11 protein-coding genes, 1 pseudogene and 1 riboswitch are annotated in these 15,949 nt (G+C 69.8%); all 12 genes and pseudogenes read left to right on the forward strand.

What is annotated here, in order from left to right:
• Positions 1-41 precede the first annotated feature (41 nt).
• A riboswitch (TPP riboswitch) is annotated at positions 42-148 on the reverse strand.
• A 191-nt stretch (positions 149-339) separates the two neighbouring features.
• The 12 genes and pseudogenes from AC3ARF_RS12550 (at position 340) to leuC (ending at position 15,914) form a co-directional block, all read left to right on the forward strand.
• On the forward strand, positions 340-480 hold the full coding sequence (locus AC3ARF_RS12550; RefSeq protein WP_498928405.1) for a hypothetical protein: 141 nt from the start codon (positions 340-342) through the stop codon (positions 478-480).
• A gap of 79 nt (positions 481-559) precedes the next feature.
• The gene (thrA, locus tag AC3ARF_RS12555) at positions 560-3,085 is read left to right on the forward strand and encodes a bifunctional aspartate kinase/homoserine dehydrogenase I (RefSeq protein ID WP_498928407.1); all 2,526 of its coding nucleotides are present in this window, start codon (positions 560-562) and stop codon (positions 3,083-3,085) included.
• The gene (locus AC3ARF_RS12560) at positions 3,082-4,023 is read left to right on the forward strand and encodes a homoserine kinase (RefSeq protein ID WP_498928409.1); all 942 of its coding nucleotides are present in this window, start codon (positions 3,082-3,084) and stop codon (positions 4,021-4,023) included. Before thrA ends, AC3ARF_RS12560 begins: the two co-directional genes overlap by 4 nt.
• Positions 4,020-5,357, forward strand: a complete 1,338-nt coding sequence (thrC, locus tag AC3ARF_RS12565; protein ID WP_498928411.1) for a threonine synthase — start codon at positions 4,020-4,022, stop codon at positions 5,355-5,357. Before AC3ARF_RS12560 ends, thrC begins: the two co-directional genes overlap by 4 nt.
• A 504-nt stretch (positions 5,358-5,861) precedes the next feature.
• The gene (ilvD, locus tag AC3ARF_RS12570) at positions 5,862-7,601 is read left to right on the forward strand and encodes a dihydroxy-acid dehydratase (RefSeq protein ID WP_498928413.1); all 1,740 of its coding nucleotides are present in this window, start codon (positions 5,862-5,864) and stop codon (positions 7,599-7,601) included.
• A gap of 115 nt (positions 7,602-7,716) precedes the next feature.
• Positions 7,717-8,754 (forward strand): ketol-acid reductoisomerase, encoded by a 1,038-nt coding sequence (gene ilvC, locus AC3ARF_RS12575; RefSeq protein ID WP_498928415.1) that lies wholly within the window; start codon positions 7,717-7,719, stop codon positions 8,752-8,754.
• Complete coding sequence (gene ilvG, locus AC3ARF_RS12580) at positions 8,751-10,442, forward strand: acetolactate synthase 2 catalytic subunit (protein ID WP_498928417.1); 1,692 nt, start codon at positions 8,751-8,753, stop codon at positions 10,440-10,442. Before ilvC ends, ilvG begins: the two co-directional genes overlap by 4 nt.
• Positions 10,423-10,662, forward strand: a complete 240-nt coding sequence (locus AC3ARF_RS12585; RefSeq protein ID WP_036136630.1) for an ACT domain-containing protein — start codon at positions 10,423-10,425, stop codon at positions 10,660-10,662. Before ilvG ends, AC3ARF_RS12585 begins: the two co-directional genes overlap by 20 nt.
• Positions 10,653-11,579 (forward strand): aminotransferase class IV, encoded by a 927-nt coding sequence (locus tag AC3ARF_RS12590; protein ID WP_498928420.1) that lies wholly within the window; start codon positions 10,653-10,655, stop codon positions 11,577-11,579. Before AC3ARF_RS12585 ends, AC3ARF_RS12590 begins: the two co-directional genes overlap by 10 nt.
• Before the next feature lie 82 nt (positions 11,580-11,661).
• A pseudogene (locus tag AC3ARF_RS12595) lies at positions 11,662-12,667 on the forward strand (threonine dehydratase); the annotation flags it as partial.
• A gap of 209 nt (positions 12,668-12,876) precedes the next feature.
• On the forward strand, positions 12,877-14,445 hold the full coding sequence (locus AC3ARF_RS12600) for a 2-isopropylmalate synthase (RefSeq protein WP_498928422.1): 1,569 nt from the start codon (positions 12,877-12,879) through the stop codon (positions 14,443-14,445).
• Positions 14,442-15,914 (forward strand): 3-isopropylmalate dehydratase large subunit, encoded by a 1,473-nt coding sequence (gene leuC / locus AC3ARF_RS12605; protein WP_498928423.1) that lies wholly within the window; start codon positions 14,442-14,444, stop codon positions 15,912-15,914. Before AC3ARF_RS12600 ends, leuC begins: the two co-directional genes overlap by 4 nt.
• Positions 15,915-15,949 lie beyond the last annotated feature (35 nt).

Below are 15,949 nucleotides of genomic sequence, written 5' to 3' on the forward strand. Positions count from 1 at the left end.
CGGTAGCGACGGGGTCGCGTCAAAGCGGCGGCGCGGGACGACAGGCGTCCGGCGAAGCTTCCCTACGGCGGTCTCAACCGCATCAGGTTCGAAGGGTGTGTCTCAACCGGCGCGCCCAGGGCGTGGGCCGGTACCCCCGCTTCGGGGTGCATTTGACCATGGGCGGCCGGCTGGGGCCAGTCCGGGAGCCGGAGGTGGGCAGCGCCTCCCTCCTCGAAGCGCAATCGGAGCCGCCGGTGCTCCCGGCGCGGGCCGCGATCTGGCCGCCCCGGTTGAGCGCCCGCTCCGTTGCCCACGTAACTGTTGACACTCCCGGAAGCGGCGTGGTCCCCTGCCTCCATGACGCATCGCAGCATCACCGCCACGCCATTGTCCCGCGGACTTCACCGCCCCGCGGCACGGGCCATGCCTGCGTCGACGACCACCATTACCACCACCGGTACCACCATTCCCATGGTGCGGACGGGCGTGTCCAGCTGAATCAGAACCACGCCGCTCCGCACCGATCCAGGTGCGGAGTGCGCACCTGATCGAGGCGGGGCTCAACAGGAGCCTTCGCATGTCCCTCAACGAGACGCCCACCCACGCCGATGCCGTCGCCGTGGACGCCGAAACCGCCGCTGTGTGCCACGCGCACAAGTTTGGCGGCAGCAGCGTGGCCAGCGCCGCACATTACCGCCATGTCGCCCGGTTGTTGGCCGAGGCCTGCGCGCCCGCGCAGGTGGTGGTGGTCTCGGCCATGCGTGGCACCACCGATGCACTGATCGAAATGGCCCAAGCCGCGGCCGAAGCACGCGACTGGCGCGACGACTGGCTCGCGTTGGCCGATCGGCACGTCGTCGCCGCCCATGAACTGGACCCGACCGATGCCTTCGGTACGCAAGCGTGGCTGGAGGACAGCTTCAGCGCGCTGCGCCAGCAGCTCGCTGCGCTGGGCGACGCCGGCGCCTTGTCGGACGAGGGGGCGGCCCTGATCGTCGGCCTGGGCGAGGTGTGGTCCGCGCGGTTGCTGCAGACCGCCTTGGGGGCCGAGGCGAGTGGCTGGGCGCGGCTGGATGCTCGCGACGTCCTCGTGGTGCATCCCGGCGAGCTGGGGGCCGGCGTCGACTGGGCCCAGTCCCGGGAGCGGTTGGCCGCTTGGCGACAGGCGCATGCACAGCCCAACGTGGTGGTCACCGGATTCGTCGCACGGGATGCAGTTGGGCGCGCCACCACCCTCGGTCGCAATGGGAGTGACTATTCCGGCGCGATTTTCGCGGTACTGTTCGATGCCTCGGAACTGACCATCTGGACTGATGTCGACGGCGTGCTGTCCGCCGATCCAAGGATGGTGCCGGATGCGGTGTGCTTGTCCTCCATGTCCTACGCCGAGGCCTGCGAGCTGGCCTATTTCGGCGCCAAGGTGTTGCACCCGCAGACCATGGCACCGGCGATGCAGCGCGGCCTGCCGCTGCGCATCCGCAACACGCTCAACCCAGCCGCGCCGGGCACGCTGATCACTGCCGAATCGCAGCCGGCCGCGTCGCCGGTCAAGGGCCTGACCCTGGTCGACGACCTGGCCGTGCTGGAACTGAGCGGTGCGGGCCTGATCGGCGTACCGGGCACCGCGGAGCGGATGTTTTCCGCGCTGCATCGCGCGGGTGTGTCGGTGACCATGATCTCGCAGGGCTCGTCCGAACATTCGATCTGCTGCGTGGTGCGCGCGGCGCAGGCAGACGCAGGTCGCGTGGCAGTGGAGTCCGCCTTCGCCGACGCCATGGCCGACGGGCTGGTGGAAGGCGTCCGCGTCACGCCCGGCATCGCCGTGCTGGCGGCGGTGGGTGATGGCATGGTCGGCACCCCCGGCGTGGCCGCCCGCCTGCTGGCGGGCCTGGCGCAGGCACGCGTCAACATCCGTGCAATCGCGCAAGGCGCGAGCGAGCGCAACATTTCGGTGGCCATCGCGCGGGCGGATGCGCAGCGCGGACTGCGCGCGGTGCACGCCGCGTTCTGGCTGTCGCCGGCCACGTTGTCGGTGGGACTGATCGGGCCGGGCAACGTCGGCCGTGCCTTGTTGGAGCAGTTCGCCGATGCGTTGCCACGCTTCGCGAGCGAGCAGCGCCCCGAGCGCCAGCTCGACCTGCGCCTGCGTGCGGTGGCCGACAGCAGGCGGATGCTGCTCGCGGCCCGCCAACTGGACCCGGCCACGGCGGCTGACGCACTAGCCGAAGGCGAGCCGCTGGATCTGGAGCGCTTCGTCGCCCACGTGCGCGCCGACCACCTGCCGCACGCGATGATCGTGGACTGCAGCGGCAGCAACGCCATCGCGGAGCGCTATCCCGAATGGCTGGCCGCCGGCATCCATGTGGTCACCCCCAACAAACAGGCCGGCAGCGGGCCGCTGGCGCGCTACCAAGCCATCCGTGCCGCCACCCGCAGCGGCGGCCAGTTCCGTTACGAGGCCACGGTGGGCGCGGGCCTGCCGGTGATCCAGACGCTGCGATCGCTGATCGACACCGGCGACGAGTTGACCGAAGTGGAGGGCGTGCTGTCGGGCACGCTGGCTTGGCTGTTCAACCGCTTCGATGCTTCGCAGCCGTTCTCCGAGCTGGTGCGCGAGGCGCACCGGCTGGGCTACACCGAGCCCGATCCGCGCGACGACCTGTCGGGCATCGACGTGGCACGCAAGCTGGTGATCCTCGCGCGCGAGGCCGGCCGCACGTTGTCTTTGCAGGACGTGGAGGTCGAAAGCCTGGTGCCGGACGATCTCCGCGACGTGTCGCGCGAGGAGTTCTTTGCCCGGCTGGGCGAAATGGACGCACCGATGCAGGCGCGCTTCGCCGAGGCGCAACAGCAAGGGCGCGGCCTGCGGTACCTTGCGCAGCTGGATCGCGACGGTACGGCGCGGGTCCGCCTGGTCACGCCGGATGCGACGCACGCGAGCCTGCACAGCCAGCTGACCGACAACCTGATCCAGTTCCGCACCCGCCGCTACGCCGCCAATCCGTTGGTGGTGCAGGGGCCGGGCGCGGGACGCGACGTTACCGCCGCCGGCGTATTCGGCGACATCCTGTCCATCGCGCAGACGCTGGGAGCACGCGCATGAGTTCTGGCATTACCGAAGCCCGTGCGTTCGCGCCGGCGAGCGTCGGCAACATCGGGGTCGGCTTCGACCTGCTGGGCCATTCCATCGAAGGGCCGCGTGATGTCGCCACGGTTCGCCGCGTCGACGCGCCGGGGGTTCGCATCCGCGCCATCCGCGGCGACGTGGAAGGCGTTGAAGGCATTCCACTGGAGGCGCATCGCAACACCGCGGGGCAGGCCCTGGTCGCCCTACTCGCTGCTCTGGACCTCCCTTACGGCCTCGAACTTGAACTGGACAAGGGCATCCCGCTCGGCTCCGGGCTCGGTGGTTCCGCGGCTTCGTGCGTGGCGGCGCTGGTCGCGGCCAACGCCGTGCTGGACACCCCGCTGTCGCGTGAGGCGTTGTACGCCTTCGCGCTGGACGGCGAGGCGGTGGCCAGCGGCAGCCGCCACGGCGACAACGTCGCGCCGATGCTGCTGGGCGGCGTGGTGCTGGCCACCGAGTCGCACATGGTCGCGCTGGAGGCACCGGATTGGCTGCATGCGGTGGTCGTGCATCCGGACCAGGTGCTGGAGACGCGGCGCGCACGTGCGGTGCTGGCCGAGCCTTACCCGCTGTCGCAGGTGGTGGCGCATGGCGCGTGCCTGGCACTTTTCCTGACCGGCCTGCAGCGCGGCGATGCCGGGATGATTGGCGAAGGGCTGAAGGACCTGCTGGTGGAACCCCGTCGTGCTCCGTTGATCCCGGGCTTCGCCCAGGTCAAGCAGGCCGCGCTGGACCACGGTGCATTGGGTTCGAGCATTTCGGGCGCTGGCCCGAGCACGTTTGCGTGGTTCGTGTCGAAGGCCGCTGCGGAGACCGCCGCACCGTCGATGCGTGCGGCGTTTGCCGAAGCCGGTTTCGCGGCACGCAGTTACGTCTCCCCGGTGCGCGGGCCACGTGCGGAGGTGCTGGCATGAACGCGGCGAGTTCGACGGACAATGTCTCTGCCTTCGTCAGCACGCGCGGCCTCGCGCCTGCAGTGTCGATCGACAGCGCGCTCGTGGCCGGGTTGGCGCCCGACGGCGGCCTGTACATGCCTGCGGTACTGCCGACACCGTGCTGGAACGTGGACGTCATGGCCGGTGCGACGCTGGCGGGGGTGGGGGAGCAGGTGCTGGCGCCGTTCTTCGATGGCTCGCGCCTGCGCGACGCCCTCGCCGCGATCTGCGCCCATGCCTACGAGCCACCGGCACCGGTGCGCGAGCTGCGGGGCGAAGGCGATCATCTGCTGGAGCTGTTCCATGGCCCGACCGCGGCGTTCAAGGACTTCGCCGCGCGCTTCCTCGCTGAGGCACTGTCGCGGCTGCGCGCAGTGGACGCACCACCGATCACGATCGTGGTCGCGACCTCGGGCGATACCGGTGCCGCGGTTGCGGCCGCGTTCCATCGGCGGCCTGGTTTCTCGGTGGCGATCCTGTATCCCGAAGGCCGCGTGTCGCCGCGGCAGGCCCACGGACTGGAATGCTGGGGCGACAACGTGCAGCCCTTCCGCGTGGCCGGCACCTTCGATGACTGCCAGCGTTTGGCCAAGCAGGCGCTGGCCGATGAGGCCTTCCGCCGCGAGCTGCCGCTGGGTTCGGCCAACAGCATCAGCCTGGGCCGGCTGCTGCCGCAGGTGGCCTATTACGCGCAGGCCGCGTGCCGGTTCGCCGCGACGCATGGGCAGCCGCTCAATTTCATCATCCCCACGGGCAACCTGGGCAATGCCGCGGCCGCGCACGTGGCACGCCTGATGGGGCTGCCGGTGGGCGCGATCCACCTGGCGACCAATGCCAATGATGTATTGGCGCGCTACTTCCACGGCGAGGCGTACGCCCCGCAGCCGACCCGGGCGACGCTGGCGAACGCGATGGACGTGGGCGCACCGAGCAACTTCGAGCGCCTGCGCCATTGGCATCCGGACGAGGCCGACCTGCGTTCGCGCTTCGCGGCCACGTCGGTGGATGACGCGACCATCCGCGACGTCATCCGAACCGCGCCGGCGCGGCACGGCGTGGTGCCGTGCCCGCATACAGCCACCGGCCTGCATGTGCTGCAACAGTTGCGCGCCGCGGGCGATACGCGGCCGTGGGCGGTGGTAGCCACCGCGCACCCGGCCAAGTTCGAGGGCATCGTCGAGCCGCTGGTGGGGCATGCAGTCGAGCCCCCGCCAGCCTTGGCGGAGAGCCTCGGCTGGCCTGCGTCAGGTCTGCCGCTGCCTGCGGACTATGCCGCGTTGTGCGGCGCGCTGCGTCGCATGCGCACTGATTGAGCGCACCGCCTGACGCTGAGGGCGCAGCTGCCTGCCCGGCATCAACCGGGTTGAGCGATGGGGCGAGCCACCATCCGGCGGCGACTGTTGCCGCGGAAACTGAAATTGTGGGCGCGTTTCATTGCTTTTGGCGGCAATACCAAAGGCCGCGGATCGTTGCTGGCTAAGACGATGGTCTGAAAAGCGCCCAGTTTCCAAAGCAACTGTTGACACCGTTTTGGCCCGCGTGGTTTTCTCGGTCCCATGACGCAGCGCAGCAACCAACCGCAGACCCTCTCTATCGCGCCCACCGGCGCGACGGTCGCGGACGGCCTGATGCTCACCGCCCTCGTACTCGTACTTATTACCCTCATTACCGTCCTAAAAGGCGCGGGGTTCGGGCACGTGTAGGCAAAGCAAGCCGACAAACAGCCCAGGAAGCAGAACCTGAACCCCGCGCCCCAAAAAGGCGCGGGGTTTTTCGTTTCTGCGGCCTGGAATCTTTCCAACAAGGAAATCCAGTTCGTGAGAAGTGACGCCATCAAAGCCGGTCCCGCCCATGCCCCCGCACGCGCCATGCTGCGCGCCACCGGGCTGGACGATGCCGCCATCGCCAAGCCGCTGGTCGCGGTGGTCAGCACCTGGACCGACGTCTCGCCGTGCAACATCACCCTGCGCGAACTGGCCCAGGACGTGCGCGAAGGCATCCAGGCCGGCGGTGGCACCGCGGTGGAGTTCAACACCATCGCCGTCACCGACGGCATCGCGATGGGCAGCGAAGGCATGCGCAATTCGCTGGCCTCGCGCGAGGTGATCGCCGATTCCATCGAGATCGCGGTCAATGGCCACTGCCTGGACGCGATGGTGCTGCTGGTCGGCTGCGACAAGACCATTCCCGCCGCGGCGATGGCGGCAGCGCGCCTGGACATCCCCACCGTCATCCTCTACGGCGGCACGATCATGCCGGGGCAGTGCCATGCCAAAGACGGCACCACGCAGAACCTGACCGTGCAGAACGTATTCGAAGCGGTCGGCGCGCATGCCGCAGGCCGGATCGATGACGCCGACCTGCGCGAGGTCGAGACCCACGCCTGTCCTGGGGCGGGCGCGTGCGGCGGCCAGTTCACCGCCAACACCATGGCGATGGTGTTGACGTTCCTCGGCCTGTCGCCGCTGCAGGCCAACGACATCCCGGCGGTGCACGCCGACAAGCCCGCCGCGGCGCGACGTTGCGGCGAGCTGGTGATGCAGCGCCTGCGCGAGGGCGCTGCCACCCCGCGCCAACTGGTCACCCCCGCCTCGCTGCGCAACGCGGCGCGCGCGGTGTCGGCCACCGCCGGCTCCACCAACTGCGCCATGCACCTGCTGGCGATCGCGCACGAGGCGGGCGTCGAATTCGGGCTGGAGGAATTCCAGGCCGCCTCGGGCACGCCGGTGATCGCCGACCTCAAGCCGGGTGGCCGCTACACCGCGGCGGAGATGTTCACCTTCGGCGGTAACGCGCTGGTCGCGCATGAGCTGCGCGCCGCTGGGATGTTGGAGGACGTGCCCACCGTCACCGGCCGTTCGTTCTTCGCCGAACTGGACGCGCTGCCCACTGCCGGTGCACAGGACGTGGTGCGCCCGGTCGCGCAACCGCTGAAACCCAGCGGCGGCTTCGCGATCCTGTACGGCGACTTGGCCCCGGAAGGCTGCATCGTCAAGCTGGCCGGCCACGGCCGCTCGCACTTCGAAGGTCCGGCGCGCGTGTTCGACTCCGAGGATGCGTGTTTCGCCGCCGTGCAGGCGCGCCAGATCCTCGCCGGTGACGTGATCGTCATCCGTTTCGAAGGCCCCGCCGGCGGCCCGGGTATGCGCGAGATGCTGGCGGTCACCGCCGCGCTGGTGGGCCAGGGCCTGGGCAATGACGTCGCGCTGATCACCGATGGGCGCTTCAGCGGCGCCACCTACGGTTTCATGGTTGGACACGTCGCCCCGGAAGCCGCGCACGGCGGCCCGATCGCACGCCTGCGCGAGGGCGACACGGTGCGGATCGACGTGGCCACGCGCCGCATTGATGTCTATGCCGACCTGGCTACACGTGAGCCCAAGCGCATCAACCCGCGCGTCACCACCGGCGCGCTGGCGAAATACGCACGTCTCGTCAGCTCGGCCTCGCAGGGGGCGGTCACCGCGCCCGGCCCGCTGCAGGACCGTGTCATCGCCGCAACGCTGGTCGAGACCGCAACGGCATCGCGTGCCCACGCGGAGGTCGCCCCTGCTTGATTCGCTTGCCTCGCCGATCGCACGTCGCTGCCGGCAAGGCGCATCACAGCAACACCCACGCCCGCTTCCCACCCCACTCCCTCCACCCGACTCCCTTCGCTTCCAGGACATCTCGATGACCACTTCCACCTCCCGCCCGCGCATCGCCATCGTCGGTTACGGCAGCCAGGGCCGCGCCCACGCGCTCAACCTGCGTGACTCCGGCTTCGACGTGACCATCGGCCTGCGCCCCGGCGGCCCGACCGAGATCAAGGCCAAGGCCGATGGTTTCACTGTCAAAAGGCCGGCCGAAGCGGTCGCCGGCGCGGAGCTGGTTGCGGTGCTCACGCCCGACATGGTGCAGGCGCAGCTCTATACCGACGTGATCGAGCCGAACATCGCGCAGGGCGCGTGCCTGTTGTTCGCGCATGGCTTTAACGTGCATTACGGCCAGATCACGCCGCGTGCGGACCTCGACGTGGTGCTGGTTGCACCGAAGGGGCCCGGCGCGTTGGTCCGCCGTGAGTACGAGATCGGCCGCGGCGTGCCGTCGGTGTACGCGGTGTACCAGGACAGGAGCGGCAGGGCCGAGCAGTTCGCCCTGACCTACTGCGGTGGCATCGGCGGTGCGCGCCAGAACGCGATCAAGACCACCTTCAAGGAAGAGACCGAGACCGACCTGTTCGGCGAGCAGGCCGTGCTGTGCGGCGGCGCGACCAAACTGGTGCAGGCCGGGTGGGAGACGCTGGTCGAAGCCGGCTACCAGCCCGAGGTCGCCTACTACGAGTGCCTGCATGAGCTGAAGTTGATAGTCGACCTGTTCTACGAAGGCGGCATCACCCGCATGCACGAGTTCATCAGCGAGACCGCGCAGTACGGCGCGCTCACCCGTGGCCCGTATATCGTCGACGAGCACACGAAGGCGCAGATGAAGAAGGTGCTGACCGAGATCCAGGACGGCACCTTCGCGCGCCAATGGATCGCCGAATACAAGGCCGGCAACGCCAACTACAAGGCGATGAAGCAGGCCGACCTCGACCATCCGATCGAAGCCACTGGCCGGAAGCTGCGCGCGGCGATGGCGTGGTTGTCGACCGCCCCGCAGCCGAGCGCACAGCCGGCGTCCCCCACCGCGGCCAACACCGCCGCCAAAACCGAGCAGGCTGCTGCATGAACGGGTCGCAGTGGCTGGTGCATGCACTGGCCGCGGAAGGCGTGGACACGCTGTTCGGATATCCCGGCGGCGCGATCATGCCGTTCTACGACGCGCTGTACGGCTCCGGCCTGAAGCACGTCCTGGTGCGCCACGAGCAGGGCGCCGCCTTCGCCGCCAACGGTTACGCCCGCGCCAGCGGGCGGGTCGGGGTGTGCGTGGCGACGTCGGGCCCGGGCGCGACCAACCTGATCACCGGCATCGCCGACGCAATGCTGGACTCGGTGCCGATGGTCGTCATCACCGGCCAGGTGCCGACCGCGCTGATGGGCACCGATGCGTTCCAGGAAGTGGACGTGTTCGGCATGACCCTGCCGATCGTCAAGCACAGCTTTCTGCCACGCAGCGTCGATGAGCTGCCGGAGATGATCCGCGAGGCGTTCCGCCTGGCGCGTTCCGGCCGCCCCGGCCCGGTGCTGATCGACCTGCCGAAGAACGTGCAGGTGGCCGATGCCGCCCATCTGGCCGCGCACGTGCCAGCCGCGGTGGACCCGGTGCCGCATGCCGACAACGCGACGCTGGTCGCCGCGCTGGAGCTGCTGTCGAAGGCGCGCAAGCCGGTCGTGTATGGCGGCGGCGGCATCGCCCTGGGCGATGCGGTGGCCGAGTTCCGCACCTTCGTCGAGGCCGCGCAGGTGCCGACCGTGCTGACCCTGCGTGGCATCGGCGCGCTGCCGGCCAACCATGCGCTAAACCTGGGCATGCTGGGCATGCACGGCACGCGCGAAGCCAATCTCGCGGTGCAGGAAGCCGACCTGCTGGTGGTGGTCGGCGCGCGCTTCGACGACCGCGCCACCGGCAAGCTGAGCGAATTCGCACCCAACGCCAAGGTCATCCACCTGGATGTCGATGCGGCGGAGATCGGCAAGCTGCGCCACGCCCATGTCGGCGTGCGCGGCGAACTGCGCACCAGCCTGAACCAGCTGGCCACCGCGATGCCGGAGTGCTCGGCGTGGCGCGCCCGGTGCCTGGAGCGCAAGCGCCAGTACGCCGTGCGCTACGACGCACCGGGTGACGACGTGTACGCGCCGGCGCTGCTGAGGCGCCTGTCGGAACTGGCGCCGTCGGCCGTGGTCGCATGCGACGTCGGCCAGCACCAGATGTGGGTGGCGCAGCACTGGCGCTTCAACGACCCGCGCAAGCACCTGACCAGCGGCTCGCTGGGCGCGATGGGCTTCGGCCTGCCGGCCGCGTTCGGCGCGCAGATGGCGTGCCGCGACGCGCAGGTGGTGTGCGTGAGCGGCGACGGCTCGTTCCTGATGAACGTGCAGGAACTGGCCACGCTGGGCCGCTACCAGCTGCCGGTGAAGATCGTGCTGCTCGACAACCAGCGCCTGGGCATGGTCCGCCAGTGGCAGGAGATCTTCTTCGAGGAGCGTTACTCGGAGACCGACCTGTCGGACAACCCCGACTTCGTCGCGCTGGCCGAGGCGTTCGGCATCAAGAGCTTCCACCTGGACCAGGCGGCGTCGATGGAAGACGCGCTGCGGCAGCTGCTCGCCACACCCGGACCTGCGCTGCTGCACGTCGCCATCGACGCCGCCGCCAACGTGTGGCCGCTGGTCCCGCCCAACCGCAACAACGCCCAGATGATGCTCGACCCCCGTCCCCATGCCAGCGAGGTGCGCCATGCAACGCTACCAACTTGATCTGACCCTGCGCCGCGCCGAAGGCGCCCTGACCCGCGTGCTGGGCACCGCCGAGCGCCGCGGCTTCCGACCCGTCAGCGTCGACGGCGAAACCCAGTCCGACGGCGACCGCTGGCACCTGCGCCTGGCGGTGGAAGGCGACCGCTCGGCGGACTCGCTGCAGTCGCAGTTGGAGAAGCTGTACGACTGCCTGGCCGTCGAGGTCTCGCCATGTCGCTGAACGAGACCGCTGCAAGCGCCGCGCCGGAGCAGGCCGCCCACGACACTGCGCCACGTGCGCTGCAGGTGTGGCTGGACGGCGCCTTCGTCGACGCCGATTCGCCGCAGTCGCCGGTGACCACGCACGCCATGCATTACGGCAGCTCGGTGTTCGAGGGCATCCGCAGCTACGCGCTGGCCGACGGCGGCGCGGCCGTGTTCCGCCTGCCCGAGCACATGGAACGCATGCGCAAGGGCGCGGAGTTGCTGGGCATCCGCTTCGATGTCGCGCAGGCCACCGAAGCCACGTTGGCGACGCTGCGCCGCAATGGCCACCGCGATTCCTACATCCGCCCGTTGGCGTGGTGCGGCACCGGCTCGATCGGCCTGGACGTGGGCCCGCAGTCGCAACACCTGATGGTCGCCACCTTCCCCACCCTGGTGCACATCGGTGGCGAAGGCGCGCGCCTGGCCGTGTCGAGCTGGCGGCGCAACCCGGCCACCTCGCTGCCGCCGCTGAAGCTGGGCGGCGCGTACATCAACTCCATCCTGGCCAAGCACGAGGCCAAGCGCCGCGGCTTCGACGAAGCGCTGTTCACCGACACCGATGGGTACGTGGTCGAGTGCACCGGCGCCAACGTGTTCATGGTGCGCGATGGCCGGATCACTGCCGTCGAACACCGCGACGCGCTGCCCGGCATCACCCGCGACACGCTGGTCACCCTGACCGGTGCCGAGTCGCGCGCAGTGACGCTGGACGAACTGAAGCAGGCCGACGAGGTGTTCATCGTCGGCACGGCGGCCCAGGTGGCCCGCATCGGCGTCATCGAGGATCGGCGTTTCGAAGCCGACCGGGTCGGCCGCGAGGTCGCCGCGCTGTACCAGCGCGTGGTCCATGGCGAGGATACCGCCCATGCGGGATGGCTGACCCATGTCTGACGGCACAGCCACTGTCGGCGATGTACGCGCGGATCATGCCCGAGGCACCGCCGGCGAACCACCGCTGGCAGTGGCCGATGCTGTGAGCGGGGCCCGCGTCGCCGATGCCCGGCGCTCGGACGCCGGCGTCACCGCCTCCGACGTGCTGGCCGCGCAGGCGCGGCTGCGCCCGCACCTTGCTGCTACACCGCTGCATTTCGCCGAGCGCTTCGGCTGCTGGCTGAAACTGGAAAACCTGCAGCGCACCGGATCGTACAAGGTGCGCGGCGCAATGAATGCGCTGCTCGCGGCGCGCGAACGCGGCGACCATCGCCCCATCGTTGCGGCGTCCGCCGGCAACCACGCGCAGGGCCTGGCCTGGGCCGGCTACCGCCTGCGCCATCCGGTGATCGCGGTGATGCCGCGGACCGCGCCGCAGACCAAGATCGCCGGTGTCGCCCATTGGGGTGCCACCGTTCGCCTGCACGGCGACAACTACGACGAGGCCAAGGCCTTCGCACTGGCACTGGCGCAGCAGAACGACTATCGCCTGCTGTCCGCCTTCGACGATCCGGACGTGATCGCCGGTCAGGGCACCGTCGGCCTGGAGATGGCCGCGCTTGCGCCCGACACCGTGCTGGTGCCCATCGGCGGTGGCGGTCTGGCCGCCGGGGTCGCACTGGCGCTGAAGTCGCAAGGCGTGCGCATCATCGGCGCGCAGGTGGAAGGCGTGGATTCCATGGCCCGCGCACTGCGCGGTGACCACAGCGTGCGCGAATCGGCGGCCACGCTGGCCGATGGCGTCAAGGTCAAGGAGCCTGGCCAGCTGACCCAGCGCGTGCTGCACGAGTTGCTCGACGACATCATCGTGGTGCGCGAGGCCGAGCTACGCGAAACGCTGGTGCGCTTGGCGCTGGAGGAACACGTCATCGCCGAAGGCGCCGGTGCGCTGGCGCTGGCTGCCGGTCGTCGCGTGGCCAGCAAGCGCAAGTGCGCCGTGGTATCCGGCGGCAACATCGACGCGGCGGTGCTGGCGCAGTTGCTGTCGGACGTGCGCCCGCGCGCGCCACGCAAGCCGCGCCAGCGTGTGCGCAGCGCCAACCTCCTGGAGCCCGCCATCGTGGCGCTGGCCGCCCGTCGTTCCCAGACCAATTCCGAGCCCGCTGCCCGCTTGAAAGAGCCGGCCGTCTCTCCGTCCCCTTTCACCACACAGGCCTCCGCCTGAGGAAACCGCCATGCACGCGCTTGCACTCCAACTCCGTCCGCTTCCGCAGTCCGCTCGCCACGACCGCCGATCCCCACCGCCCGGACACCCTGTATGCACGCCGACGACCGCGTAACCATCTTCGACACCAGCCTGCGTGACGGCGAGCAGTCGCCGGGCTGCAGCATGACCGCACCGCAGAAGCTGCGCTTCGCCCGCGCGCTGGATGAGCTGGGCGTGGACGTGATCGAGGCGGGCTTCCCGGCCAGCTCCAGCGCCGACCTGGAAGGCGTTCAGGCCATCGCCCGCGAGGTGCGCAACGCCTCCATCGCCACCCTTGCCCGCTGCCACGACGGCGACATCGATGCCTGCGCCCGCGCACTGGAGCACGCGCACAAGCCGCGCATCCACGTCTTCATCTCCACCAGCCCGCTGCACCGCGAACACAAGCTGGGCCTGAGCCGCGAGCAGGTGCTGGAGCGCGCGATCCTCGGCGTGGAGCGTGCCCGCCGTTACGTGGATGACGTGGAGTTCTCGGCCGAGGACGCGCTGCGCACCGAGCATGACTTCCTGGTGGAGATCAGCAGCGCGGCGATCGCCGCCGGCGCTCGCACCATCAACATCCCCGACACCGTTGGCTACACCACCCCCGCCGAGATCCGCGCCCTGTTCGAGCACCTGCGCGCCAACGTGCGCGACGCCGAGCGCGCGGTGTTCAGCACGCACTGTCACAACGACTTGGGCCTGGCGGTGGCCAACAGCCTGGCAGCGATCGAAGGCGGCGCACGACAGGTGGAATGCACCATCAACGGCATCGGCGAGCGCGCCGGCAATTGCGCGCTGGAAGAGCTGGTGATGGCGCTGAACGTGCGCCGGGGCTACTACAACGCCCGCACCGGCATCGACACCCGCCGGCTGGTGCCCACCTCGCGCCTGCTGTCGCACATCACCGGCATGGCGGTGCAACGCAACAAGGCCATCGTCGGCCAGAACGCCTTCGCCCACGAATCGGGCATCCACCAGCACGGCATGCTCAAGCACCGCGGCACCTACGAGATCATGCACCCGGAGACCGTGGGCTGGTCGCAGTCGCAGATGGTGCTGGGGCGGCACAGCGGCCGCGCGGCGCTCAAGGACCGGCTGCAGACGCTGGGATTCGAGTTGGACGAAGCGCGCTTGAATGTGGTGTTCGGCGCGTTCAAGGCGCTGGCGGAGAAGAAGCGCGAAGTATTCGATGCCGACCTGGAAGCGCTGGCGCTGGGCAGCGACGGCACGCCCGCGCGGGGCTACCGACTGGCACGCCTGCACGTCAGCACCGGCGCGACCGGCGACTCGCTGCCCACCGCCAGCGTGCAGGTGGTCGATCCCGATGGCCAGGCGCTGAGCGAAGCGGCCGTCGGGGACGGACCGGTGCATGCGCTGTTCGCCGCGCTGTCGCGCGCCACCGGGCTGCAACTGGAGGTCGACCACTACCAGGTCTCCAGCGTCACCACCGGCGACGACGCCCAGGGTCAGGCCCGCGTCACCGCGCGCCACGGCGGCACCGAGTACATCGGCTCCGGCACCAGCACCGACATCGTCGAAGCCAGCGCGCTGGCATGGCTGGACATCGCCAACCGTGTGTACCGCAGCCAGCGCCACGACCCGGCCAAGCACCGGCTGCCCGAGGTGGCCAACGCATGACCTCGCTCAACTCCTTCCTGCCGACGCCCGCCCCCATGACCGACACCACCCCCAAGACCCTGTTCGAGAAGCTGTGGGACGCCCATCTGGTCGAGCCCGAAAGCGATGCCGCGCCCGCGGTGCTGTACATCGACCTGCATCTGATCCACGAGGTGACCTCGCCGCAGGCCTTCACCGAACTTGAGTCCCGCGGCCTGCCGGTGCGCCGGCCGGACCGCACCAAGGCCACGATGGACCACTCGACCCCGACCCTGCCGCGCCGCGCGGACGGCACGCTGCCGTACTACAGCGCGCAGGCCGAAGCGCAGGTCGACACCCTGGCGCGCAACTGCGCCCGCCACGACATCGAACTGTTCGACCTGGACAGCGAATGCCGTGGCATCGTCCATGTCGTCGGCCCGGAGCTGGGCCTGACCCAGCCGGGCATGACCATCGTCTGCGGTGACAGCCACACCGCCACCCACGGCGCGTTCGGCGCGCTGGCATTCGGCATCGGCACCAGCGAGGTCGGCCACGTGCTGGCCACCCAGTGCCTGCTGCAGCGCAGGCCGAGAACCCTCTCCATCACCGTCGAAGGCGAGTTGGCACCCGGCGTCACGGCCAAGGACCTGATCCTGCACGTGATCGGCGTGATCGGCGTCAACGGTGGCACCGGCTGCGTCATCGAGTACCGCGGTTCGGCCATCCGCGCCCTGTCGATGGACGAACGCATGACCGTGTGCAACATGTCGATCGAGGCCGGTGCGCGTGCCGGCCTGATCGCCCCCGACGAGGTCACCTTCGACTACCTGCGCCGCACGCCGCGAGCGCCGAAGGGCGATGCATTCGAAGCCGCTGTGGGCCGGTGGCGGACCCTGCACACCGATCCCGGCGCGCGCTTCGAACGCGAGGTGTTCATCAACGCGCGCGACATCGCGCCGACGGTCACCTGGGGCACGCACCCGGGCCAGGTCACCGCGATCGAGACTCCACTGCCTGCCGCCAACGGCGGCGACGAGGCCAAGGCGCTCGCCTACATGGGCTTCGACGCGGGCGCAGCGGTGGCGGGGCAGCCGGTGGACGTGGTGTTCATCGGCAGCTGCACCAACTCGCGACTGAGCGATCTGCGCGTGGCCGCATCGGTGCTGCGCGGGCACAAGGTGCATCCACGCGTGCGCATGCTGGTGGTGCCGGGCTCCGGGCAGGTCAAACGCGACGCCGAAGCCGAGGGCATCGACGCCATCGTCCGCGCCGCCGGCGCCGAATGGCGCGAGCCGGGCTGCTCCATGTGCATTGCCATGAATGGCGACCTGGTAGGCGCCGGCCAGCTGGCCGTGTCCACCAGCAACCGCAATTTCGAGGGGCGCCAGGGCAAGGGCGCGCGCACCGTGCTGGCCTCGCCGCTGACCGCCGCCGTGTGCGCCGTCACCGGAGAGATCACCGACCCGCGCACCTTCGCCCGCCACGAGGCCGAACGCCATGTGGCCTGAGCGCTCGCCCGCCCCCATTAACGCCGAGGACCGCT

This window comes from Lysobacter sp. KACC 24251 (genome assembly GCF_057747755.1).

Excerpts from the sequence above, each read along its gene's own strand:
- AC3ARF_RS12550 (WP_498928405.1), top strand. The coding sequence starts at position 340 with ATGACGCATCGCAGCATCACCGCCACGCCATTGTCCCGCGGACTTCAC.
- thrA (WP_498928407.1), top strand. The coding sequence starts at position 560 with ATGTCCCTCAACGAGACGCCCACCCACGCCGATGCCGTCGCCGTGGAC.
- AC3ARF_RS12600 (WP_498928422.1), top strand. The coding sequence starts at position 12,877 with ATGCACGCCGACGACCGCGTAACCATCTTCGACACCAGCCTGCGTGAC.
- ilvC (WP_498928415.1), top strand. The coding sequence starts at position 7,717 with ATGACCACTTCCACCTCCCGCCCGCGCATCGCCATCGTCGGTTACGGC.
- leuC (WP_498928423.1), top strand. The coding sequence starts at position 14,442 with ATGACCTCGCTCAACTCCTTCCTGCCGACGCCCGCCCCCATGACCGAC.
- ilvG (WP_498928417.1), top strand. The coding sequence starts at position 8,751 with ATGAACGGGTCGCAGTGGCTGGTGCATGCACTGGCCGCGGAAGGCGTG.
- AC3ARF_RS12590 (WP_498928420.1), top strand. The coding sequence starts at position 10,653 with ATGTCGCTGAACGAGACCGCTGCAAGCGCCGCGCCGGAGCAGGCCGCC.
- AC3ARF_RS12585 (WP_036136630.1), top strand. The coding sequence starts at position 10,423 with ATGCAACGCTACCAACTTGATCTGACCCTGCGCCGCGCCGAAGGCGCC.
- AC3ARF_RS12560 (WP_498928409.1), top strand. The coding sequence starts at position 3,082 with ATGAGTTCTGGCATTACCGAAGCCCGTGCGTTCGCGCCGGCGAGCGTC.
- thrC (WP_498928411.1), top strand. The coding sequence starts at position 4,020 with ATGAACGCGGCGAGTTCGACGGACAATGTCTCTGCCTTCGTCAGCACG.